Consider the following 23,260-nt stretch of genomic DNA (forward strand, 5'->3'; position numbering starts at 1 on the left):
AAAGTAAGCGGACCATGTACGACCAAAAACTCTGAGCATCCACAAGTAATCGTGATTTGATGCTCAGAGTTTTTATGGTTCAATTTAAAATGAACGTACCCTTAAAACTGAAAAAACACGCTCATTTTAGCATTTATCCCTTGGCCTTTTACAATGAATTTACCCAGAGGAGAAGACCATTGCGATCGGGCCGGGAAGTAGTCCGTGTTCAAAATATTGTTGATGGTTCCCGACACTTTGAGGCTTTTGTGTACTTGATAACTCGCAGAAAAATTCACCAAATGGTAATCTTCTTTTACGGAAGTTTTTCCATAGTCGTACACCCCTTGGTCGTTTGTTGAAAAGCGATCGCGCTCCCCTACATATAAATAGGAGATTAACAATTCCAACTGACGGGTTGGTTGTATGGAAACAAAGGTTGTAAACTTTGGAGGAGCGATTTTGTCACCGCCAATGTACGTGTAATTGTTTGTATTCTTTACTTTGGTCAACCCCTCGACCCAGGTATAAGTGGCTCCGGCTTTTAAATAACCGGTAAAGCGGTAATCGACAGACAGTTCCGTGCCGAAAATCCGTTGAGGGGCTCTTTGTAATTCAAAGCGATTTTCCGCCTCATTCAAGGACAGGCCGGTGCCTAATTCGGAAGTATTTACAAACCCGGCAACTTCTAAACGGAAATTTTTGAGCCGGCTGCTAAAACCCAACTCATAGTTATTGGTCAGCACGGGTTCCAGGTGAATGTCTTGGATGGAAGCTGCTGAGGCATTGCGCAAGGTGAGTCCTAGGTCAGGTAGGGAAAAAGCCTGGGAAAAGCTAAGGTAAGGGTTGAAGACCGGGTCTTTCATCAAGCGCAAACCAATATTAAAAATCAAACTGCTGTAGTTGAGTGATCCTCCGGTTACGCTTTTGGATTTTGTAAAATTGCCGTCTTCTTTAGGGCTGTAGGGCAAGGTGTTATAGTCATCTATAGCAAGGAATACGTTTTCATACCGGAGGCCGGACTTTATAACCAATGCTTCACCGAGATTGAGTTTGAGCTGGGCATAGGGTGCAACACTGTGCATTTTAATTTCCGGTACCCATTTTCTGCCGTCCGTCAGGGGTTGCGAGGTGATATCTCTTAAATAATCGATACCATACAATAGGTTTCCTTTAAGTTGCGCAGAGAGAGGCAATGAAGTGGTGAACAAGGGTCTGGCTCCGTATTTTTTAGATAGTATCCTGGATTGCCCGCCCCCTTCAAAGGTATTGGCATAGAAAAAAGTATTGTCTGTTTTTTGATAGTAGACGTCCATAGAAAAATCCGTATGTCCGCCAATAAGTTTTTGATGGCTGTATTTCAAAATGGCATTGGTCGTTTTGGTTCCCGGAGTTGTACCCGGGTTTTCTCCTTTGAGCCCATAGGCCTTTTCCAATCGGTAACCGGACTCATCGGCAACCTGCCGACCGAATACCGGAATGTATTCGGTATCCTGATGACTGTTGTAATAGTTGTAAGTTGCCTGAAGGCGTTGAGTAGGAGTGAAATTGTAGCCGGCTTTTGCAAACAAATTATAACTTTTTGTGTCAAATACGCCATAAGTAGGCACCAGAACATCCCCTTCGCTGTCCCGTTGTACTCCGGTATGTTCCCAGCCGGCATTGCTAACAAAATCAACTTTACCGGTTTTTCCGGATAGCATAAGATTAGCACCATAGCCCAGTGTTTCATTGGTTTGCTTAAGTGAACCCATACCGTCCAATCTTAACCTTCCACTGAAGTCTTGGCCGGAAGCTTTTTTAGTAATGTAATTGATAATCCCTCCATCGGCCCCGTTGCCGTAAATGGCGGTTGCACCTTTGATTACTTCCACTCTTTCAATGACATTCGGGTCCAGTCCCCTGATGTCCAGTTGTCCGTTGCGCAAGGTTGTGGATTGAGGTACACCATCTACCATGACCAAAACACCTCTCCCTCGCATGGTTTGCCCCCAGTTGCTTCCGGTACCTGTGGAAGGGGCCAGGCCGGGTACCAATTGTGCCAATATTTCATTCACGTTGGATGTGGCGTTGAGTTGGCTTTCAAGTTCTTTTGCCGATAAAGTAGTGATTGCCCCAGGTACTTCGTCCAGTGCTTCCGGTGCCCTGGTAGCAGAAACAACCAGCTCCTCTAGCATGGTATCTTCTTTCTCTATGCGAAGGGTCAAAGTCAACGTTTGTCCGGCTTGTACGTTAATCGTTTGCCGTGATGGACGATAGCCGACACCGGATACCGCTATTGTATAGGTTCCTGATGTAATGTTGCGTAGTTCAAAACTACCGGAAGGATCGGTGGTCGTACCTATTTTGGTTTGGGTTAAATAGACATTCAAGTAGGCCCCGGGCTCCCCGGAGGAATCGATTACTTTTCCTTTTATTTGAGAGGACTGTGCCAGTAGTTGTAAGGTACTTAATAGCAATAGAATAGTAAAGTTGTAGATTTTCATTCGATGTTATTTAGACTAAATATAAATAATTGCACGAAGCTAAAAACCAAGAACTTGTTTCACAATACTCAGGGTAATAAATTTACAGCCTTAAGAAGGCTTTTTGGAGAAAGCGATAGGACGCAGTGTGACCACTGATGTAGTGTTTTGGTAATTTGTACCAATACAATAGACACAGCAATCGCCAAAGGGGGCAGTAAACCAAATGCATACTTTAATTCATACATTCACAAGAGAGTTGTGCCTATACTTTGCAACTTGAAGGAAGGTAAAGCCCCTTGGACATCTGAGCAATCCAAGGGGCTTTACCTTTATCTAAATTTCTTTCCGGATTCGCCAATCCATCGGGTAGTAGTTATTGATACGGTTAGAGAGAACTTTGATCCATCCCAAAGTATTCCCCTGATAACTCACCTGAAACCAGCCTTGTTTTCCGGAAGTATCCAGGGAAAATTCGGCTCTTCTCAAATAGCTGATGGCCTGTTCATAGTCCAATTCTACGGACGGCAAGTCTTCATGCCCGAGCGGACTCATCGCCAAATGGTGTGAAGGAATGAGTTTTTCATTTTTAAATTTTCCGACTTCTATTCCCGCCAGTTCGATGTTGAGTTTGTGTTGCAGCAATTTGAAATCCTCTTGCAGGAAAGGAGGCAAAGCCCACAATTGGTCGCCTTGCATTACATAAAAATGCTTTTCGGAATCCTTCACCCACTTTTTCAAATGATTTAAATATTTCTTAGGGAAAGGTTTGAACTTCTCTGCTTGTTTTTTCTTTTTCGAAAGTTTGATTTTGGGAGGTTTAAATCCATGCTCTTCTTTGCGAAGGCAAGACAAGAAGAAGCCCTCTCCCTCTGTTTGGTGAAAGTAAAACCGGTAGCCGTATTGCTCTGCTTGGAATTGAGTTTCTTCGATCTGCCAAGAGGCATCGATAGGGATTCTGACAGATTGAAAAGGGTAATTTTCCATTAACCATTGTACATTTTTCTCATTTTCATCCATCGAAAAGGTACAGGTACTATAAACCAACAAACCGCCCGGTTTCACTGTATCGGCAATGCTGGTAAGGATACTGCGCTGCGTGTGTGCGCATGATTTTACCAGATGTTCCGACCATTGTGCCCGGGCCTTGTAATCCTTCCGGAACATACCTTCGCCCGAACAAGGGGCGTCAATCACGGCAATGTCAAAAAACTCTTTTAAATCTTCAAAGTCCTGTGGGTTGTTATTGGTTGCCAAGATATTCGGGGCTCCCCAACGCACGATGTTTTCGCTCAAGGCATTTAAGCGTTTTCTCACCAATTCATTGGAAATGAGATAGCTGTTTTCATTCAATAAACTATTCACCAACGTACTCTTGCCTCCCGGAGCAGCACAAAGGTCTAGTACGCGTAATGGAGCCGTCAAGTCAGCAGTTTGTTCCAAGGCATGTTGTAAAAACATGGAAGAGGCTTCTTGCACATAGTAAGCACCGGCAAAAATATGCGGGTCTTTCACAAACTCCGGACGTTCGGGCAAGTAGTAGCCGTTTTTACACCAAGGGATCTTTTTCCAAGTCTCTGGGATGGTAAATTTTTTCAGGGGGTTGGTACGCAAAGTAGTGGGTTGCTCCTCTTTGCTTATGGAAGCTGCAAAATCCTCAAAGGTATCCCCTAATTGCGCTTGCATCCGGGCGACAAAGTCCTTGGGCAATATATCTAAAGTTGTTGACATCAGTTTATGGGTTTCTTTTTTTCCTTACGGGCACTCATCTATCAGCGGGTATCGCTTCATTTCATCTTCTTTGACAAAAGCCAACTCCTGTTCAAAAATCATCATCAGGTATTCCCGGGTTACCAGGTCAAAATACAGAATGGCCATTTCAGGGTTTTGTTCTCCATCCTGATAGCGCAATAAAATTTCCGTGTCAGATTCTCCGGCTTGTATCTCAAGGATTTGGTACAGGGTGTCCCTCAGTGCAAAGTAACCGCTTTGCTGGTTGCTTTCAAATACAAAATAAAGTTTGCTTACTGCTTGTTGGCAGTGGGTGTGGATGATGGAATTCCCTACCGTATCCAAGTCCACTTCGATGAGCTTTTGTTTATGTAGGGAAGACAGAAATTCCGGAGATTGGGCTTTGGCCATTTGAGGCATGAAGCACATAACTAAAAACAACGCCAGTAAAACGGGCATGATGTAGCATTTTCGAAGTTAAAAAAGCTGGTCGTAGGTTGTAAGAATCTATTTAAGAATGCAAGAAATAATGTTCTTTTTTCTAAATAGAGCCGGTAACTTTTAGGGAGTGTCGCCCTTGTCCATTCTTTTCTGCATTATCCGCTCCATCCGTTGATTGAGTGTGTCTTCCAGGGCTTTGTAAATTGTTTGCAGTTCTTGAGGGTTATCGTTGTAATACCGATCACTGTGCTTGTAAGTAACCGTATCGATACCTCTTTCCTGGAGTTTTAAGAAAAAAAGACTGTCAAACAATATCTCTTTGACATTCATGGATGTCTTCTCTTGAAAAACCTGAACTTCCAGAATATTTCTATCGGCTAAAACCTCGATCATGGTTTTGTGATCCAACACACCTTCCGGTAGTTTCTCATTGGAGCAGGCTGCGAAGAGCAACAGAAATAAGGGTAAAACTCGTTTCATGGCTTAAAATTAGCCAGATTCCCCGTAACTTTGATGGGTGCAGGGTTAAAATCTGTTAAATCCTGTGATAGATGTATTGAATAATACATATTCGCATTAGAATCGATTCAAATTGCCTGTTGACATGAGGGACTTAGTAAAAAGACTGCGTAAGTACGAAATCCGCATCCGGAAAGCCATTAATTCTCAAATGCAAGGAGACTTTCATTCGGTATTTAAAGGCTCGGGGTTGGAGTTTGATGATGTGCGTGCCTATCAATACGGAGACGATGTGCGACATATCGACTGGAATGTTTCTGCCAAGGGGCATGGTACTTTCGTCAAAACATTTAAGGAAGAGAAAGAGCAAAATATCTTTTTTATTCTGGATGTCAGTGCCTCTCAGGACATTGGCAAACCCTCACAGAAGAAAATTGACATTGCCCGGGAAATTTGCGGTATTCTTACCCTGTCGGGCATCAAAGAATCCAGTTCGGTGGGCTTGCTTTGCTACAGCGATACCAAAGAAAAATACATCAAACCGAACAAAGGCATTAAACATGCCTATGAAATTGTCAATGCAGTGTATAAATTAGAGCCCAAGTCGACAAAAACCGATATTAATGCGGCTTTAAGTTTGGCCTTGAGTACGATCAAGCGAAAAAGTATTTTTGTCATCATCTCGGATTTTGTAGATGACGGTTATGAAAAGAACCTGAAAGCCATTGCACGGAAGCACGATTTGGTGGTGATTCACCTTGCTGACGACCGGGAGGCCAAATTCCCCCGAATCGGAATTGTGCCCTTGTATGATAAAGAAGCAGGTAAAACCGTGTGGGTGAACACTTCTTCCGCAGATTTTCGGGGGAAATTAGACCGCTACTACAGCAAAAACCGGGAAGAACTGGACGAACTTTGTCGGAAAAACAATGCCAATTACCTCTTTGTCAACACGCAGGAAGATTATGTTCCTAAATTGGTAAAACTGTTTAAGATCCGCAACCGGATTCGAAGGTGATCATCCCTTGGATTCGTTCAAACGATTTTAGGGTGTTCCGGTTCAATCTTTGTCTCATGACTACTAATTAACAAATGACCAAAAATATAGCTATACTTCATAGAATAGTGATTTTGCTTGTGCTGTTGGGAGGAGGACAAGTGCTGGCTCAACAGGCTTTACCAAATGGCCGGTTTCTACAAGACAGTGTAAAACTTGGAGAGCCTGTCAAGTATATTCTTACCTATAAGCACTCTCCGGATCTGGAAGTTTTCTTTCCTGATTCCTCTTATGATTTTTCTCCTTTTGAATATATCGATAAAGAATTTTTTCCCACAGTTACCGATTCCACCGGGAGCCTGGACAGTGTGGTATATACTTTAGCGACCTTTGAAATCGAAAACATTCAAGGGCTTGCCGTTCCTGCTTTGATCCACAAGGAAGATCAGGAGGAATCGGATAAAATCTACCCGGAAAAAGATCAGGTTGCCCTGATAGAATTGGTAGAGCAAGTATCCGACCCTGCTGAACTATTTGAAAACACCACTGCAGCAAAAGTTAATCGGCAGTTTGATACGGAAAAATGGAGCCTGATAGCCGGGGGCGTGCTTGGAGTGGTCGTGATCCTTGGCTTGGTATTTAATAAACCTGTTCGCAAAGCGTACCGTCTGAAAAGGTTACGTAACCAACATCGTCATTTTATGGCTACTTATGAAGGTTTGATTCATAAGGATATAGATGATCAGAAACTCGAAAAGGTGATAAAATTGTGGAAGGGATACACGGCCAAACTGGTAGATATGCCGCTGTACAGTTATACCACCAAAGAAATCCAACGGACTATTCCCGATGAAAAACTCAACGATTCCTTGAAAAATATTGACCGCTATATCTATGCAGGTTTGCAAGATGACCAAATCAAAGAGCACTTGCACTATTTGAGGGACTTTTCATTGGATGCCTTTAATAAAAAAGTGGAGGAGGTGAAACATGCTTGATCTGTATAAAGATTTTTGGAGTATAGAATGGTTTCTACCCGAAACCTTTACCAGCTTTGACTGGGAACACATGTATTTTTTATATTTGATTCCGGCCATTCCTTTATTTTTTCTGTTCCGTTGGCTGTTTCATGTGAAGTTCCGGCAAAAGCTGGATATTGCCATTCCGGAAAGAAAACTGGAAGGTAACTGGACGGCCTGGATGCGGTTTGTCCCCAAAATTTTACTCTCCATTTGTTTGGGGTTTATTTTGGTAGCCTTGGCCCGGCCTCAAAAAACCAGCGAGCAGGTGGACCAATGGACCGAAGGAATTGACATTATGCTGGTGTTGGATATCTCCGAATCCATGCAGATTGAAGATTTTTCACCCAACCGCCTGGAAGCGGCCAAAGATGTAGCCCGTAAGTTTATTGCCGGGAGGTTTCAAGACCGGATCGGACTGGTCATTTTCTCCGGGGAGGCAATTTCCTATGCTCCTTTAACTACGGATTATGCTTTGCTGAATACCTTGGTTGACGAGATCGATTTCACGATGATTGATAAAGGAGGAACAGCGATAGGCAGTGCCATAGCTGTAGGAATCAACCGGATGAAAGAATCGGATTCCAAGTCAAAGGTGTTGATTTTACTGAGTGACGGAGAGAATACGGCCGGAAGTATTGATCCGATAACAGCAGCCGAACTGGCTCATGCTTATGGTATTAAAATGTATTCTATCGGGGTAGGTAAAGAAGGAAAAGTGCCTTTTGGAACAGATATGTTTGGCCGGCCCCGTTACATTGAGCAAAGTCTGGATGAAACTGCCCTACGGGAAATAGCCCGGATCGGGGAAGGACAGTATTTCCGGGCCACCAACAACCAGGCCTTGGTAGAAGTCTTTAACCGGATTGACACTTATGAAAAAGCCGAAATCAAGGAAACGCGCTTTAAGGACACCAAGGATTACTACCAAGTGTATTTGCTGTATGCCTTTTTGTTGTACTTTATTTGGATGTTAACAAAGAGTACTTTTATGGTGAATGCTTTGGAAGATTGACGCTTTCACGATGAAGTGGTTTACACGTAAAGTTTTTGAACGAAGATGGAATCAAAATCGGTTCATCAAGGCACTTTTTGAAGAGAATAGCCAAAGCTATTGTTGAAAAAAGTAACACGGAGGAGACGTTTTTAAAACATTTTTCAGGAAAAAGAAAAAGTTTAATCCACTTTGATAAAAAAGTCTGATTTTCATTGTCAGGTATTTACAATCTTCCGGTTTCTCCGAAAGACTGTAAATCCTTGGTTTCTGGTTATTCGGCGATATCCTTCTTCATATAAACACCTAAAGCCTGTTCTACTTCACTATCACTACTGGTGAGGTGTTCGATAATTTTTTTCTGCTCATTTGCAGTTTTGTTTTGGCTTAACTTTTTCTGCCCCTGAAGTTCGGTGATTTCGATTTCAAAGGCTACAATCCCATTCAGCATTCCATTTTTAAAGCGTTCCGGAAGGCCATCCCATTGTGCTTTATAATCTTTTTCATAAAAGGCAATCGTTTTTTCTATTGCTTTTTGCTTTGAAGCAATATCGCTAATGATTTTTGCTTTGCCATAAGCATGAACTGTAATATAATCCCAAGTGGGTACATTCTCATTTCTGTCGTAGTGATTTGGAGAGATGTATGCGTGGGGTTCTGAAAAAATGATTAATGAGGTGGTGTTTTCAAGTACCTCAATCTGTTCATTCGCTTTGGCAAAATGTGAACTGATGAAGATGCTATCATCAATCTGTTCAACCACAAATGGTAAATGTGTGGCTATAGGTATACCTTCTTTTGCATTTATAATCGTAGCAAAGCTATATTGCTGCATAAATGCAAGGATTTCTTTTTGATTAGTGAATCTGAACGAACGAGGAGTATACATATTACTAGTTTTAATTTTTCAGTTTATTGTGATGGTTTTATTTTTCTGCCAGCCTATTGGCTACTTGATCGTGCTCTACATGCTTTTGGCATAGAGCTAAAGCTTTGGAGCATGTTTAAATTTTACCCTTTGGATCAAAACCTCCCGTTTCATGAACCTCAGTGCAGTATTTTGTGTGGTCGGCATTCCGATGGCCGGCATTCCGGTGGCTGGCTACCGGTCAAATAATGCTATTATTCTCCGGTATGCCGGACCATCGAAAGTCGGACCACCGAAATGTCGGATCACAACAATATTATGTTGAGAACCCTAAACTGAGAATTTTTACCACCAAAGGGGTGCTCCTTTGAGGGGCACCCCTTTGGTGATTACCAATGTCCTCCTTATTCGAGACATTGGTCAGGTTCAAGCGAAAGAGATGGTTCTTTACTGTCCAGCTTTTTCCGTTTCCGTAGGTTGGGCATAATTGTCCAGATCTATCACTCCGGGTTGATCATAGAACGTTCGCAATGACCCGCTCACCCGTAACACTAGACCCAGCTTTTCCGGATTGTCCAGTAAGTTTAGGTTTGTTTGAGCATAATTTTCCAATTCAACGGGCATTACTTTGACGGGGTTGGTTTCGCCTTGTTTATCTGCGATGGCCAAATTACTGTTTACCGCTCCTTCCGTACCCGGGTAGAAGGTATTGTCTTTAAAATATCCTACGATATATCCTATTACCCATTTATTGTCAGGGTTTCCCTGGTTAGCCCGGGCGGCACTGATATTGTAAGGATTGGCCAAGGTGCCGTTTCCTCTCGGAGGCTCAAGGGTATTCGGATCGTCAAAGCGGAGGTTATTAAAGTTTACATCTTCCGTACGATTTAAAAATAACTGCAAAACTCCGTTGTCTACACTTAAAATACCACTGACAGTTCCGCTTCCATCGTGAAGAGGCGCTTTGGCAAATGAAGCATTGTTACTTGTATGGACGAAGATGGTTTCTCCCGTACGGGTAATCAAGGTACGATTGGTAGGGGCTTCCCCTTCAGTATATAGAAGTTGATATTCATCATCAGGAAACATCACGTCTGACACTTTTACCCAAGTACCGTAATGGTTCTCCATATTTGTAGGCAGGTTGGTGAGGTCCAGGGCAAAGGCTTCGGGTTGTCCACCTGTTTCTCCTTCCACCACATGGTCTTTGATACGACCTTCTTCCAGGCGGCCAAACTGACCGTTGTCATTTCCTCCCAACTGAATCATACCTTGATCATTGCCCATTTGCATTCCTTTGGCTTTGATATACAGCTTTTTTCCAATCGGGTAGCTCTTGTACAAATCGCTTTTGTCCAGACGCACTACAATTCCGGCAGACTCGTCCTGTAGGTAGAGTTCTTTGTGAATATTTCCGGTTTCGTCCGTAGAAATTACCACTCCACCAATCACAATTTCTTCTTCAATCGTATACATTTCGGGCCTGTTGGCATCAATGTATATCTCTTTAAGCGCAGTAATGGTATGGGTTACTTCTACTGTGGGATTCGGGTCAGGATCTGGGTCTGGGTCAGGGTCCGGTTTAGGGTCCGGGTCAGGTTTGGGATCCGGATCCGGTTGTGCAGGAGGAGGAGGCTCCACCGGGTCACTGTTATCACAGGCCGTAAAGGGTAAGGCAAAAAGCAATCCCAGTAGAAGGATGCGATAGATGGTTGAAAGTTTTTTCATTGCGTTAATTAATTTGTTTAGAAAAATAGGGTTTGATATAAATTTTACTGGTTAAAAATTTCATCTTCTGGATCAAAACCTCCCATTTCAGGAACTTCAGTGCAGTATTTTGTGTGGCCGGCATTCCGGTGGCCGGCTACCGGTCAAATAATGCTATTATTCTCCGGTATGTCGAACCACAACAATATTATGTTGAGAACCCTAAACTGAGAATTTTTACCACCAAAGGGGCAATCTCTTGAAGGGTCAGAACCTCTCAAAGGAGCACTTCTCGAAGGCGGGTCGGCCCCCGTAACGAATTTCAAACATGCTCTTTTCTAAGCTATTCTTTGTATAAAAAATACTCCATATAGAGTACTTTTTCTTTTTCTTATGGCAAAAGTAAGATTATATTGGATTATCTTTGTAATCCAATTTTTATAAAATGAGTAGTCCAATATTGATTAGTTTATTTGGTGGTATTAAATTAAACCCATCCTCAGACAGGGCCATATATCTCCAATTAGCAGATATGATCCTGGCATTGATTAAACAAGGCAAACTGGGTTCTGATCAAAAATTGCCAAGCTCAAGAGCAGTAGCCGATTTGCTTAGCCTTAATCGTCTTACGGTGACGAAAGCTTATGCTGAGCTACAAATGCAAGGCTGGTTAGAAAGTTTTGTGGGTAAAGGGACTTTCGTTTCTACTCATGTTCCGGAAATTCAACCAAAACAGTTAAAGTCTACATCCACTACAAAGGGTCAAAAACAAGCTGGTTTTGCGCTCGACAGCAAGTCATATCGTAAAAATCCTTTTTTTGTTTCAACCGCTCGACTGCATTTGGATCACGGTTATCCGGATCCTACGTTAGCGCCATTAAAAGAACTATATCGCGCATACCGTACCCAACTTAGCTGTGAAAGCCGCTTATATCCGAGATTTGGAAGTTACGGTCAACCGGATGGGGCCGATTTTTATAAGGAGGCTTTGTCTAAATACCTTAATGAAACAAGAGGTTTAAAAACAACACACAGAAATATTCTTTCTACCAGAGGGACTATAATGGGTATCAACCTTGTGTGTAGTGCCTTGATTAAACCGGGTGATGTAGTTGTTTCGGGAATACCGGGTTGGCAAAGATTAGAGCATAATTTTATACACTCTTGGGCAAATCATATTGGAATACCCGTAGATGAAAACGGTATTGTTGTAGATGAATTGAGAAAGATTTGTGAAAAGAGAAAGGTGAGGATGGTGTACATTACTCCTCACCATCACTATCCTACCACGGTATCACTCAGTATTGATAGAAGGCTGGAGTTATTAGCGCTTGCCAAGGAGTTTGGTTTTATCATTTTTGAAGATGATTATGATTTTGATTTTCATTACAATCATCGCCCTTTGTTACCTCTTATAAGTGCTGATGACCAGGGTATGGTAATCTATGGTGGCTCTTTCAGTAAAAGTATTTCCCCTGCATTTCGCGTGGGGTATTTGGTCGCTCCGGAAAATGTGATTGAACACCTATCTAACACACGCATGCTATTGGATAGACAAGGAGATCATATTTTAGATAATGCCATGGCTGAACTTTTAAATGACGGAACTATTACGCGATACCTGAGAAAAGCGTTGGCGGTTTATGAAAAAAGACGTAACCATTTTTGTGATTTATTGAGAAGTGAGTTGAATAATGTGGTCGACTTCGTTGTCCCTGAAGGAGGGATGACCGTTTGGACAACGTTTGATAAATCGATAAACCTTTCGGAACTGTCAACGCAAGCCTATGAAAAGAACCTTTATATTTCAGATGGTCTTGTCCATAAATATCCTGATTATGATGAGAATGCCATAAGGCTAGGGTTTGCTTCCTCTACCATAGAAGAATTGTCTGAAAGTGTAAATATTTTAAAAAGCCTGATTTTTAAAGGGTAAATCTCAAGGTAATTACTTGTGTTGGCAATGTATTCTTTGAAAATCTTTCATCGCCGGACGGACCCAGCCGTTAGTCGCTTTTTTATAATAAAAACTCGCACCCAAATGGCTTTTTTCAGGCATCATATAAAGCACAGCCCAAAAGTTAAATATGCTCTAAGGAGTGTACATTTTCCTCTTTTTCCAAATCCAACCACCTGCTAAAAGCATTATCAGAAGCAAAGCACCTGATCCTACAATGTACAACCACTCCATGGAGAAATACATGGGTTGGGGATCTCCGACAAAGACAAAGTTGGCCCAATAGAAGGGGTCGCGGAGGTGAGGGTCTTGATTGGCTTTGAGATAATCTGTTTTGGCTTTTTGCAGAGCTTCATCTTTAGAAAATCCTTCTTTTAAATACCGGTGAAGTGCTACGGATAGTTGAGCGGTAATATTGTCTTCTGCTTTCCATAAAGTAGTGATGATGTTAGGGCAACCCGCATAGGTAAAACCCCGTGCCAGACTGATAATCCCTTCTCCCCGTACTAATTTTCCCATACCCGTTTCACAAGCACTCAATACCACCAATTTTACATTCTTCAGATTCAGGTTGTAAAGCTCATTGGTATAGAGGCGGTAGTCAGAAACGGAATCGAAGTTTTGCGGATAAAAAGCAATATAAGAATTGAGAGGGTCTTCACTATCGGCATTGGCATGAGTAGCTAAATGAATGATATTGAAATCACTTGAGGTTTTTAAAAACCGGGATTTGGTGGCTTTTTCTTTCAGGTAAACTTGGCCGCCAATGGTTTGAACTTCCCGGGCAGAAGCATTGAGCGGACGCAAATAGTTATTGCGGTATTTTTCTTGGGAAGAACCGCTAAAGGGTGCCATGGCCAGCAATAAATTTTGCCCGTTGTGTTGTTCATGCAAGGAGGATTCCAACATCAGTTTGGCCGAATAGCCATAGCTCATCACATAGGTTTGGATCAGGAAAGGTGCGTATTGTCCGTTGGATTCCGTAAGAATCTCGAAAGGCAGGTAGTGTAAATCACCATCCGGTACAATGCGAAGGTATTTCTTTCCTTGTACCATGTCCTCGATAGGCGCGATCAGATGTTGGTATAGCCGTTGGGAATGTGTATAGCCTTGGTAGGCCTTACCGGCCGGGTGCTGATAATGCCAATCTTTTAAATAATGAAAACTTTCCCAGAATGCAGGGCTTAGGTCGATCTTTTTCAGGCTTTTTTGTGTAGAGGTCAGTACAAAAATATAGAGATGTTTTTTACCCAAAAAGTATTCAACCAATGCAGACTGGCGATTCAACAGATTTTCTTGTACTTGCCGGGTAGTAATGGCACTGGTGTCGTATTTCAACCGGTAAAACTCAGGGTTGGCTTCAAACGCTTTATACACGTTCCCCAATTCGATTTCCAAATCACGGATTTCACCTTGCAATTGAGCGGATTGACCACTGTCTGCGCTGGAAGTAAGACGGATTTTTAATGCTGTCACCTGTTTTTTCATATTACTTTCTTGGGAAAGCAAGGAATCGGGAATATGTGCCACTGACATAATTTCCAAATTGCGCAATGATTCGCTTAATACAGTGGACTTACTTTTTTCGGAAAGTTGAAAGGCCGCCTCCAGATTGCTTTCGGTCGGGTTGAGTTGATACAGTTGATAAGCCACTTCAAGGGCTTTTTCAAATACGGGAAATACCTGGTTGACAAAAAACAATTTGGCTTCGTCCGAATCATAGCTTTTACGGATATGCTCTGACAGGTATACGGCTTGTTGATAGGTTGCCAGGGATGCTTCCAGGTATTTTCCGGAGCGATTATGTGCATAGGCTGAGTGTAATGCATGAGCTTTGGCATCCAAAACTTCAAACATCTTTAAGCCGGAAATGGTGAGGGTAGGGGTTTCAGGATTAGCAAAAATATCCGCAGCTTCGTCAAAGCTACTGTGTAGAGTAACTAGCGCCTTTTGATAAAAATTTAAACTTTGTGAAAACTCTTTTTTCTCTTCATAAATTTTTCCTAGACCGATATAAGACGTTGCCAGGTCTTCATTTTTGAAGTGGAATTGCTCTGTATTTAATTGTATGGTTTTTTTATAAAGCTGTTCGGCATGATCGAACATTTTAAGTCCGGAATACGCTTGGGCCATTCCATTATTCTGTACAATTTTATCTTTAATTGTCGTGAACTTTGCTTTATTGAAATAGTGTAAAGCACTGTCATGATTCGCTAAAGCCAGGTGCATTAATCCGATATTGTTGAAGAGGTTATTTTGATTGGTATTGAATCTTAATAAGTGATAGCAATGAGTCAAAGCAAGGTTGTATTTTCCCAGTTTTTTTAGAGCTGAGGCTACGTTGTTTTGAATGGGGATGGTTTTCTCTAATGAATTAGGGTAATTATGCTTGATCACTCGGATAGCCTTGTTAAAGTAGTTAATACTTTGTGAATAATTCCCCAGGCTGAAATACATGGCTCCTATAGAGTTGTAAAGACGCTCTTGTTCATATACTTTTTCTTGTGTAGTGGCCGTCTTTTCAGCTAATTTGTAATAATATTCACTAGAGTCAAATTGAAATTGGTAGTAATAAATATTTCCCAAGTACAATTCCGTAGAGAAGGAAGAGTAGTTTTTTAGCGGTTTTAGCCGCTCAATCAGGTTTAGCCTTTTTATATAGTATTTTTTTGCTTCTTCGAATTGCTCGGCTACTTGGTATAGAATCCCGATTTGATTATAGACCGTAAGCAAGGTAGTGTCTTGTGGCTGCTCGTTCCGGTAAAAGTCATTGGCTTTTAAATAGAATGACAAGGCAATGCTATCACTTTGGGCGGTAGGTGCCGGAACGTTGAAGAGGCTATCTGCCTTTGACAATAGATGTATGATCTCTTGATGTGTTTGGCCTATTAAGGGATGTGAGAGGCTAATTAGGCATATATAAAAGACCAATTGTTTGGAGTATTTCATGTTGGGAGACATTCATTTTTAAAACCTTATTGTCAGGAACCTCCTTCGGCCCCTGACAATATTTGTTAACCAAAGCTTATTGATACTTGCCATATACAATCACATAGGGAGGCCTGGTGCCGTCCGTCTTTCCACCTTTCGGATATAATTGCTTTTCTTCCAAAAGTTGCAATAATTCTTCTGGAATCCTGTCTCTGGATGTAAAATAAAATACCTGGAGGGTGATCCTGGATTTTACCTCTATGGGTTGATTGTTTTGAATGACATTGTAGGAATAAGGGATTTCAAAGCGTTTGGTAAAACCATCTTCCAAAGGTGTCCCTTGTAGACTTTCCTGGTTTTGTAAAGTTTCTTTCAGTTTGATTGCACCGGTGACGAGGTCTATTTCCAACCCTTCTTGAACGGCACCACCTTCCGCATCAAAAAAGATAGAACTCGGAAGGGCTAAATCCGGGTCCTCGTCCAGAATGGGCAAGGCCAGGTCTTGTCCTTCGTCCAAATTATAAAGGCTGTCTGCATAATCAATCCCGGAAATCAATAAGGAGGTATCGCCAAGGTAGCGGTTATCGTCCGAAGTAAAGTTAATGTAATAACGCTGCCCGGCTTCGGAGGTGTTTACGTTGATTACCCCGGTACGGGAATCGATATCCAGGCCTTCGGGCTTTACGGTGAAGGTCCCTTCTATATTTTCCGGGCGCAATTGTGGCTTGATCAGGGTTGTTTCATTGGCATCTTCGTTGGCATAAAACACCTCTGCGCCATAGTCAATCGTCAGGTTGTTGATGGGGGTTTCGTCATCATCGTCTTTACAAGCCCATAAAGCAATAGGAAGCAGAGCTATCAGAAAATAGCGAGTGAAGAGTGTGTTTGAAAATTTCATCGTGAGTTTGTTTCGTTTTAAGTTTGGTATCAGGATAAAACCCGATCTTGTATCGAGGTAATTCGTTGATAGTCGATCCTCCTATAGGAAACATCAATAGGTGGATATCTTTTTTGTCAAAAGGTCAGGATATTTGGTAGTCAGTCAAAATGTATCCGTACCAAATACATAGAGTATGCCGGGGGATACCTGTTTGCAAGCTAGCATTTTAAAGAGAATAATGCTGTTAAACGTATTCTTTTATTATGCCAAAACTGTCCCTATGACACCTGAAGCCAAAGTATGAACCATGTTATTGAGATTTATTAAGAAATTAGATTGACAACTTTTGGGAAAAGCTTCGGGCAGTCCCAAAATTCTTATCCTGAGAGTAGCGCTTTTCGTACAGGTTACTCTCTTGTAAAAACCTTTATTTCAACTTGAATTACCTGTTGAAAGGGTTAATTTTGAGAAAACTTTATCCTACAAAAACAACACTCCAAAAATGATGAAACAGATTATCCCGATACTTCTGCTTTTGAGTGCACTATTTTCCTGTGAACCTAAGCAAACTTTTTACGATATGGTCATTTATAACGGCATTGTCTATACTTTGGATGAGGAGCAACCTCAGGCGGAAGCCGTAGCAGTGGAAGATGGAAAAATCGTATTTGTGGGAAGCAATGAGGAGGTACAAGCGTTTATTGGCGACAGCACACAAGTGTTGGATTTACAAGGGAAAACCTTACTGCCAGGTTTGATTGATGCGCATGCGCACTTAATGGGAATCGGTGAAAACCGGATTCAGTTGGACTTGAGCCAAGTGAAGAGCTACGAAGAATTGGTAGAAATGGTAAAGAAGAAAGCCGGATCACTGAAACCGGGAGAGTGGGTGCTGGGAAGAGGTTGGCATCAAGATAAATGGATGCAAATGCCAGAACCCTCGGTCAAAGGTTTTCCGGTGCATGAGCTTTTAAGTGCCGCCTCACCGGACAATCCTGTGTTTTTACGTCATGCCAGCGGACATGCCGGGTTAGCTAATCAGAAAGCGATGGAAGAAGCGGGGCTGATTCAGTTAACAGCCCAGGAAATAGATGCCTTGGAAGGCGAACGGGGAGAAATCATCCGGGATGGAAAAGGGAAGCCTACCGGAATTTTTAATGAAACAGCCATGGAGGCCATTGCTTCTCATATTCCCACTAGTTCTGCGGAATACTATCAAAAAGTTTTGCAATTGGCCATTGAGGAGTGCCTTGCCAACGGAATCACTTCTTTACACGATGCCGGAGTGGGGCCTGAGGTTATAGAATTGTATAAAAAACAAGCGGCCGAAGGACAGTTAGACATGCGTTTGTATGTCATGTTGGATGGTAGTAATGAGGAATTGTTGAAGCAATATTTTCAATCAGGACCGGAATTGAACCTGGGGCAAGGTTTTTTGGATATCCGTTCGATCAAGTTGTTTGCCGATGGGGCTTTGGGCTCACGAGGTGCTTGGTTATTGGAACCTTATGACGACCGGCATGAACATTCCGGTCATGCCGTCACTCCTATGGAAGAGATTGGAAATATCGCCAAAAAAGGGTTTGCAAATGGCTTTCAGGTATGTACTCATGCAATTGGTGACCGGGCCAACCGGGAAGTGCTTAATTTATATGAAGAGGCCTTTCGGCAATCTGCCGATGCATCCGAGGATCACCGTTTCCGTATAGAGCATGCCCAGCATATTAGTATAGAAGATATTCCCCGGTTTGCCGAGTTGGGTGTGATACCTTCCGTGCAAGCCATTCATATGAGTTCCGACCGGCCTTGGGCCATCGATCGTTTGGGAACACAACGGATTGAAGAAGGGGCTTATGTATGGCAAAAGTTATTGCAATCCGGAGCAAAGGTGATCAACGGGACGGATGCTCCGGTAGAACCTGTGAATCCAATGGCCTGTTTTTATGCGGCAGTGACGCGCAAAACGCTGAAAGGAGAACCGGAGGGAGGTTACGAACCCGGGCAGAAAATGACCCGGGAACAAGCGTTGAAAACGTATACCTTAGAGGCCGCTTACGGTGCCTTTCAGGAAACTTGGAAAGGCTCGGTGGAAGTGGGCAAGGTGGCTGATTTTACCATTCTTTCTCAAGATATTATGAAAGTACCGGAAGAGGATATATTGAATACTAAAGTGGCGTATACAATAGTAGATGGCAAAATAGTATTCGAACGGAAGGAGTAGACCGAAAAGCATCTTCCGGTGTAAACGGGGGAAATCCGGCTTTTACCCAATTGATTTCCCGTATACTCTGCTATTGGAGGACGCAGGTATTTTCCATTTCTTTCACCATCATTGTTATGTCCAAATTTTCCTTTGAACCGGGCACTCTTTAACGGATCTTGATTGTTGTATATACAAATTTCAAGGAGTTGTCAGATGGGTGACCGAGTTTGTGAAGAAAAAGATTTAAACTTGTTTGAAGAAATCAAAAGCTAATGTTACAACTCTTTGAATGTGAATCCTTGAAAAGGACTTGTAGTCTTCATTTTCAATAAACTGGAATTTTCATTCAAACAATCACGTATCATGAAAGCAAAGCTATCCACAGCCCTGATTTTGATGGCCTCCGGATTCTTAATGGCCTTTCAACTATCCACAGATCCCATAAAATCCTTGGATGCGCCCGAATGGGAAGTAGATCCGGCCCATAGCTCCATTTCATTTACGATCACCCACTTTTTTACCCCGGTACAAGGTCGCTTTGACGAATTTGAAAGTATGTTGATGTTTTCTCCCGAGCACTTGGAGGAAAGCAAAGCGGAGTTTACCGTAAAGGTGGCCAGTATTAATACTCAACAAACCAAACGGGACAATCACTTGAAGTCCGTAGATTTCTTCCATGCAGAGAAATTTCCTGACATGCATTTTGAGTCTACAAAGTTCAGAAAGAAAGGCCGGGATGTGTATGTAGTTCATGGAAATCTCAAAATCAGAGATGTGATCCAAGAAGTAGCAGTGCCTTTCCAAGTATTGGGAACCATGGACAATCCCATGAAAGAAGGATATGAACTAACCAGTTTACGAGCCGAATTTACCATTGACCGAACGGAATTCGGGGTGGGTACAGGAAGCTGGGCGGCCACTACTGTAGTAGGAGACGAAGTAAATGTAACCCTCTTTTTCGAAGCAAACAGAAAAAAATGATTGATTGTTAATAATGGCCGTTAAAAGCTTTTCTACTTTAGAAGGGCTTTTTTTATGTTTATACAGCCGGTACAATGAGTGTTAAATTTGCGGATAGGGTGTTCGTATTTGGACAAAATTTTCGGAAGTGAACAATTGAGCTATGAGCAATTTTTGATGATAAATAAAAAAGTATCTTTTGTAAGTAATTGATTATTAATGGTATATATGGCTTGTTTAAGAGGGTACTATGCATTGCCAAGTTCTTAGCATTGAGTTTGTAAATTTGATACTAGCGAATGAAAAAGTGGCCATAAGTGAGTCGGATAAGGAAGCGAGCTACTTTTTGGAAGGTAAATCTTAGGCTTATTGAAACCTGAACGATGAAACTAGCCAATACACAAGTACAAATGCGTAAAGGAATTTTAGAATATTGTATCCTCACCATTATCTCAAAAGGCGAAGTGTATGCTTCGGACATTATTCAAGAATTGAAAGAGGCGAAAATGATGGTAGTAGAAGGAACAATGTACCCTTTGCTTACCCGCTTACACAGAGCCGGATTAGTTGAATACCGTTGGGTGGAGTCCAATGCCGGTCCTCCCCGGAAGTACTATCAACTGACTTCTCAAGGAAAAGCTTTTTTGGAAGGCTTACAAATGACCTGGGAGCAGTTGACTTTTTCGACCAATCATATCATTTCTAATTTTGAAAAGCCGGACGAATCATGAAAAAAAATATATCCATCAATATCAGCGGTATCATCTTCCATATTGAGGAGGAAGGGTATGAAACCCTAAAGGAATACTTACAGGCCATCAGTGCTTACTTTTCGTCTTATGAAGACCATCAGGAAATCGTGTCGGACATTGAAAGCCGGATTGCCGAGATTTTTTTAGCCAAGCTGGATGAACACCGGCAGGTAATCACCCTGCAGGATGTAAATGAGTTGATTGCGAATATGGGGCAAATTTCTGATTTTGAGGCGGCCGAAGCCATTTATGAAAGTCCCTATGAGCCTGCGAAAGAAGCCGAAAAACAAGAGGAAACGGTGTTTTATCAAGAATATACCGGGCAGGAACAGTATGAACAGGAAGCTGCGGGAGAAGCCGGCAGCAAAAGAAAATTGTACCGCGACCAGAAACGAAAGCTGGTAGGTGGAGTGGCTTCAGGGGTTGCACATTATTTACGTATCGACCCGATTTGGATCCGGCTTTTGTTTATTTTGCCCCTTTTATTGTTGATCATGGATGTGTTCAATAATGCGGACAGCTTGTTTATCATGAGCATGGTTTTGTATTGCGGGATTTGGTTTTTTGTCCCTGCTTCCGATGCCTTGGAAGAAGATACCAAGGTGAAGCGCTTGTTCCGGGACCCGGAAGACCAGGTGATCGGTGGGGTGTCCAGCGGATTGGCAGCCTACTTTGGCATCGATGCTACCATAGTACGGGTTTTGTTTGTTGCCGGGATGTTTTTAGGCGCTGTAGGATTGATTATTTACTTGATCATTTGGTTTACCACCCCGGAGGCCAAATCCATTACCGAACGGATGCAAATGGAGGGAGAACCCATCACCTTGGAAAACATTGAGAAAAAAATCAAAGACAGTTTTCAACTGGATGAGGAAGGGGAAGAAAGCTGGTTTGCCAGGGTTTTATTGTTTCCTTTCCGGTGTATCGCAGCCGTTCTTACTTTTTTAAGTGAAAATTTAAAGCCTGTTGCCCAGTTGCTGTTCAAATTGTTTTTAGTCGTACTAGGGGTGGTACTTGCTTTGGAGTCGATCTTTGGCGTATTGGTATTGTCGATATTATTGTTTTTGATTTTAGGCCTCTTGCACAATTGGGATGTTATCATGCAACTTCAACAGTATGTCTTGTATGAAATCGATGCCTTTGACCTCGAAGTATTAACAGCCATCAGAGATATTATTCCTGTCAATGCCGCGGTTTCCGTATACGTGACCAGTTTGATTCCCTTGATTTTTTTAGGAATTATCGGTTTTTCTTTAATTAGCAGACGGATCATGATTTCTAAACTGATGACTTGGGGGCTGTTGTCGGTATGGGTGCTGGGTATTATTGGCACGGTGATTACCGTTCCGGCTGTGGCGATGGAGTTTAAATCCGAAGGTGTGGTGAAAGAAGTTCAATACTTTGCGCTTCCGGCAAAAGGAGAAATGCTGCGGATTGCATTGAATGATATCGGAACCAGTGAAGTGAGGGAAGTAAACTTGACCATCCGAGGGCATGATAAAGAAACCATAGAAATGATACAACGAACCTCTGCCAAAGGAAAGAGCCGCCAGGAGGCTTTGGACAATGCCAGGGCTGTGCGTTATCAAACCAAGCAGGAGGGCAATCTTTTATCCTTTGATTCTAAATTCACTTTACCGGAAAACCAGCCTTTTCGTGTTCAGTCATTAGATATCAATTTATATTTGCCTTACCATATGGATTTTGAAATGGACCCGGCATTGGGCAATATTTTGAATGCCACTTTGTATCCTAATGGCTATCGTGTGGGGCAATTGGAAGGCAACTTCTGGACCTTCAATCAAGAGGGCTTACGGTGCCTGAGTTGTCCGGACCAGCATGGAATTGCAGCTGAAGCCAAAGAAGGAGAACGCGTATTTTCACCGGAGGAGTTTTCTTTTGTAACCATATCCGGAATGTACGATGTAACCTTTCGGGAAGGCCCGGCTAAAATACAGGTAAAAGGGAGGGAAGAAGACTTACAACACTTTGAATTGAAGATCGAAAACAAACGCTTATTGATTGAAAATCAATCGTCTGGTTCCAATGATAAAATTGAGTTACTTATCCAAAGTCCTGAAATTGTTGCGATTGACTTATCGGGGCGGATGTATGTCAAATTCCATGAGTTTCATCCTGAGGTGTTGCATATGAATATGGAAGGTGCCATCAATTGCGAGGCCGAAATGTTCAACGAATTGCTCAACCTGAAGCTGTCAGGGGCTTCGGAAATGAAATTAAAAGGAAGAGGGGAAGTGTTTAATCTCGAAGTAGACGGGGCGTCTCAAGTAGATGCATTTGATTACCCGGCTGAGGTGGTCAATGTGCAAAATATGGGAATGGGAAAATCAAAAGTTTACGCCCAAGAGGTGTTGAATATTTCTTCGAGTTATGCAGACAATGTAAGTTATAAAGGTTCCCCGGAGTTTGTGCAACAAAAAGAAAACTGGAAATAAAGGAGGCAATCCACAGGGCTGGTTTGTGAATGAGTGACAGGCATTTTGTAGAATCGTATAGACAGGGTCGGCTGTTGTGCCGACTTTTTTTATTATTTTAGAGAAAGAGTTTGTTAAATATTTGCAAATTAATTTTTAAAATAATCATACATATATCTATTTTGGCTTAGAATCTTGTTGTGTAGAGAAGGTACATTCCCTGTAGCATCTACAAAACTGAATAAAGGGAGTAGATTTTTGAAGGGGCTTTGACTGACAAAACTAAGAGAAATTGCGTTTGGGCTGGGCAACCAACAATATTTTGATAAAATAGACACCAATCTTAAAAATTACGGTATAAAACAATATAATCCTCCAGTTCTTTAAAGCATATTTAACACTTAGCCTTTTGCCTTATAAGGGAATGGCATCCATCTCAATTGCCATCCTTATCGTAAAACATTAAAGATGCTCTTAGTGAT

At 42.1% G+C, this 23,260-nt stretch carries 16 protein-coding genes; 8 read left to right on the top strand and 8 right to left on the bottom strand.

Annotated elements, in window-relative coordinates:
- Window positions 1–101: 101 nt before the first annotated feature.
- The 4 genes from AAG747_RS01710 to AAG747_RS01725 all read right to left on the bottom strand — a co-directional run bounded on the left by AAG747_RS01710 (window position 102) and on the right by AAG747_RS01725 (window position 5,096).
- Window positions 102–2,465, bottom strand: a complete 2,364-nt coding sequence (locus AAG747_RS01710; protein WP_346819387.1) for a TonB-dependent receptor — start codon at window positions 2,463–2,465, stop codon at window positions 102–104.
- Window positions 2,466–2,780: 315 nt separating this feature from the next.
- The gene (locus AAG747_RS01715; protein WP_346819388.1) at window positions 2,781–4,175 is read right to left on the bottom strand and encodes a methyltransferase RsmF C-terminal domain-like protein; all 1,395 of its coding nucleotides are present in this window, start codon (window positions 4,173–4,175) and stop codon (window positions 2,781–2,783) included.
- Window positions 4,176–4,199: 24 nt separating this feature from the next.
- A complete protein-coding gene (locus AAG747_RS01720) occupies window positions 4,200–4,634 on the bottom strand; it encodes a hypothetical protein (RefSeq protein WP_346819389.1) in 435 nt (144 codons plus the stop codon).
- Between the two features lie 102 nt (window positions 4,635–4,736).
- The gene (locus AAG747_RS01725) at window positions 4,737–5,096 is read right to left on the bottom strand and encodes a DUF4296 domain-containing protein (RefSeq protein ID WP_346819390.1); all 360 of its coding nucleotides are present in this window, start codon (window positions 5,094–5,096) and stop codon (window positions 4,737–4,739) included.
- 124 nt (window positions 5,097–5,220) lie between these two features.
- On the opposite strand from AAG747_RS01725, the gene AAG747_RS01730 reads away from it, so the two are divergent.
- The 3 genes from AAG747_RS01730 to AAG747_RS01740 all read left to right on the top strand — a co-directional run bounded on the left by AAG747_RS01730 (window position 5,221) and on the right by AAG747_RS01740 (window position 8,106).
- Window positions 5,221–6,093 (top strand): DUF58 domain-containing protein, encoded by an 873-nt coding sequence (locus AAG747_RS01730; RefSeq protein ID WP_346819391.1) that lies wholly within the window; start codon window positions 5,221–5,223, stop codon window positions 6,091–6,093.
- 74 nt (window positions 6,094–6,167) lie between these two features.
- A complete protein-coding gene (locus AAG747_RS01735; RefSeq protein ID WP_346819392.1) occupies window positions 6,168–7,070 on the top strand; it encodes a hypothetical protein in 903 nt (300 codons plus the stop codon).
- Complete coding sequence (locus AAG747_RS01740) at window positions 7,063–8,106, top strand: vWA domain-containing protein (protein WP_346819393.1); 1,044 nt, start codon at window positions 7,063–7,065, stop codon at window positions 8,104–8,106. Before AAG747_RS01735 ends, AAG747_RS01740 begins: the two co-directional genes overlap by 8 nt.
- 253 nt (window positions 8,107–8,359) lie before the next feature.
- Here the strand turns inward: AAG747_RS01740 and AAG747_RS01745 are convergent, their stop codons facing one another.
- Window positions 8,360–8,974 carry an FMN-binding negative transcriptional regulator gene (locus AAG747_RS01745; RefSeq protein ID WP_346819394.1) on the bottom strand — a complete coding sequence of 205 codons (615 nt, stop codon included), beginning with the start codon at window positions 8,972–8,974 and terminating at the stop codon, window positions 8,360–8,362.
- Window positions 8,975–9,400: 426 nt separating this feature from the next.
- Complete coding sequence (locus tag AAG747_RS01750) at window positions 9,401–10,681, bottom strand: DUF5689 domain-containing protein (protein ID WP_346819395.1); 1,281 nt, start codon at window positions 10,679–10,681, stop codon at window positions 9,401–9,403.
- Between the two features lie 424 nt (window positions 10,682–11,105).
- On the opposite strand from AAG747_RS01750, the gene AAG747_RS01755 reads away from it, so the two are divergent.
- Entirely contained in the window at window positions 11,106–12,596 is a 1,491-nt protein-coding gene (locus AAG747_RS01755; protein WP_346819396.1) for an aminotransferase-like domain-containing protein, read from the top strand.
- A 156-nt stretch (window positions 12,597–12,752) separates the two neighbouring features.
- On the opposite strand, the gene AAG747_RS01760 is transcribed toward AAG747_RS01755, so the two are convergent.
- Window positions 12,753–15,566: a CHAT domain-containing protein gene (locus tag AAG747_RS01760; RefSeq protein ID WP_346819397.1), complete on the bottom strand. Its 2,814-nt coding sequence runs from the start codon at window positions 15,564–15,566 to the stop codon at window positions 12,753–12,755.
- A gap of 76 nt (window positions 15,567–15,642) precedes the next feature.
- Entirely contained in the window at window positions 15,643–16,446 is an 804-nt protein-coding gene (locus tag AAG747_RS01765; protein WP_346819398.1) for a hypothetical protein, read from the bottom strand.
- A gap of 484 nt (window positions 16,447–16,930) precedes the next feature.
- Here AAG747_RS01765 and AAG747_RS01770 point away from each other — a divergent pair, with 484 nt between their 5' ends.
- From AAG747_RS01770 to AAG747_RS01785, 4 genes are all read left to right on the top strand, one after another.
- Window positions 16,931–18,649 carry an amidohydrolase gene (locus AAG747_RS01770; protein WP_346819399.1) on the top strand — a complete coding sequence of 573 codons (1,719 nt, stop codon included), beginning with the start codon at window positions 16,931–16,933 and terminating at the stop codon, window positions 18,647–18,649.
- Window positions 18,650–18,994: 345 nt separating this feature from the next.
- On the top strand, window positions 18,995–19,612 hold the full coding sequence (locus tag AAG747_RS01775) for a YceI family protein (protein ID WP_346819400.1): 618 nt from the start codon (window positions 18,995–18,997) through the stop codon (window positions 19,610–19,612).
- Window positions 19,613–19,974: 362 nt separating this feature from the next.
- Window positions 19,975–20,322 carry a PadR family transcriptional regulator gene (locus tag AAG747_RS01780; protein WP_346819401.1) on the top strand — a complete coding sequence of 116 codons (348 nt, stop codon included), beginning with the start codon at window positions 19,975–19,977 and terminating at the stop codon, window positions 20,320–20,322.
- Entirely contained in the window at window positions 20,319–22,799 is a 2,481-nt protein-coding gene (locus AAG747_RS01785; protein ID WP_346819402.1) for a PspC domain-containing protein, read from the top strand. The genes AAG747_RS01780 and AAG747_RS01785 overlap by 4 nt, the downstream gene beginning before the upstream one ends.
- Window positions 22,800–23,260: the final 461 nt, after the last annotated feature.

The organism is Rapidithrix thailandica (assembly GCF_039710355.1).
In the GTDB taxonomy this organism is placed as follows: Bacteria; Bacteroidota; Bacteroidia; order Cytophagales; family Flammeovirgaceae; genus Rapidithrix; species Rapidithrix thailandica.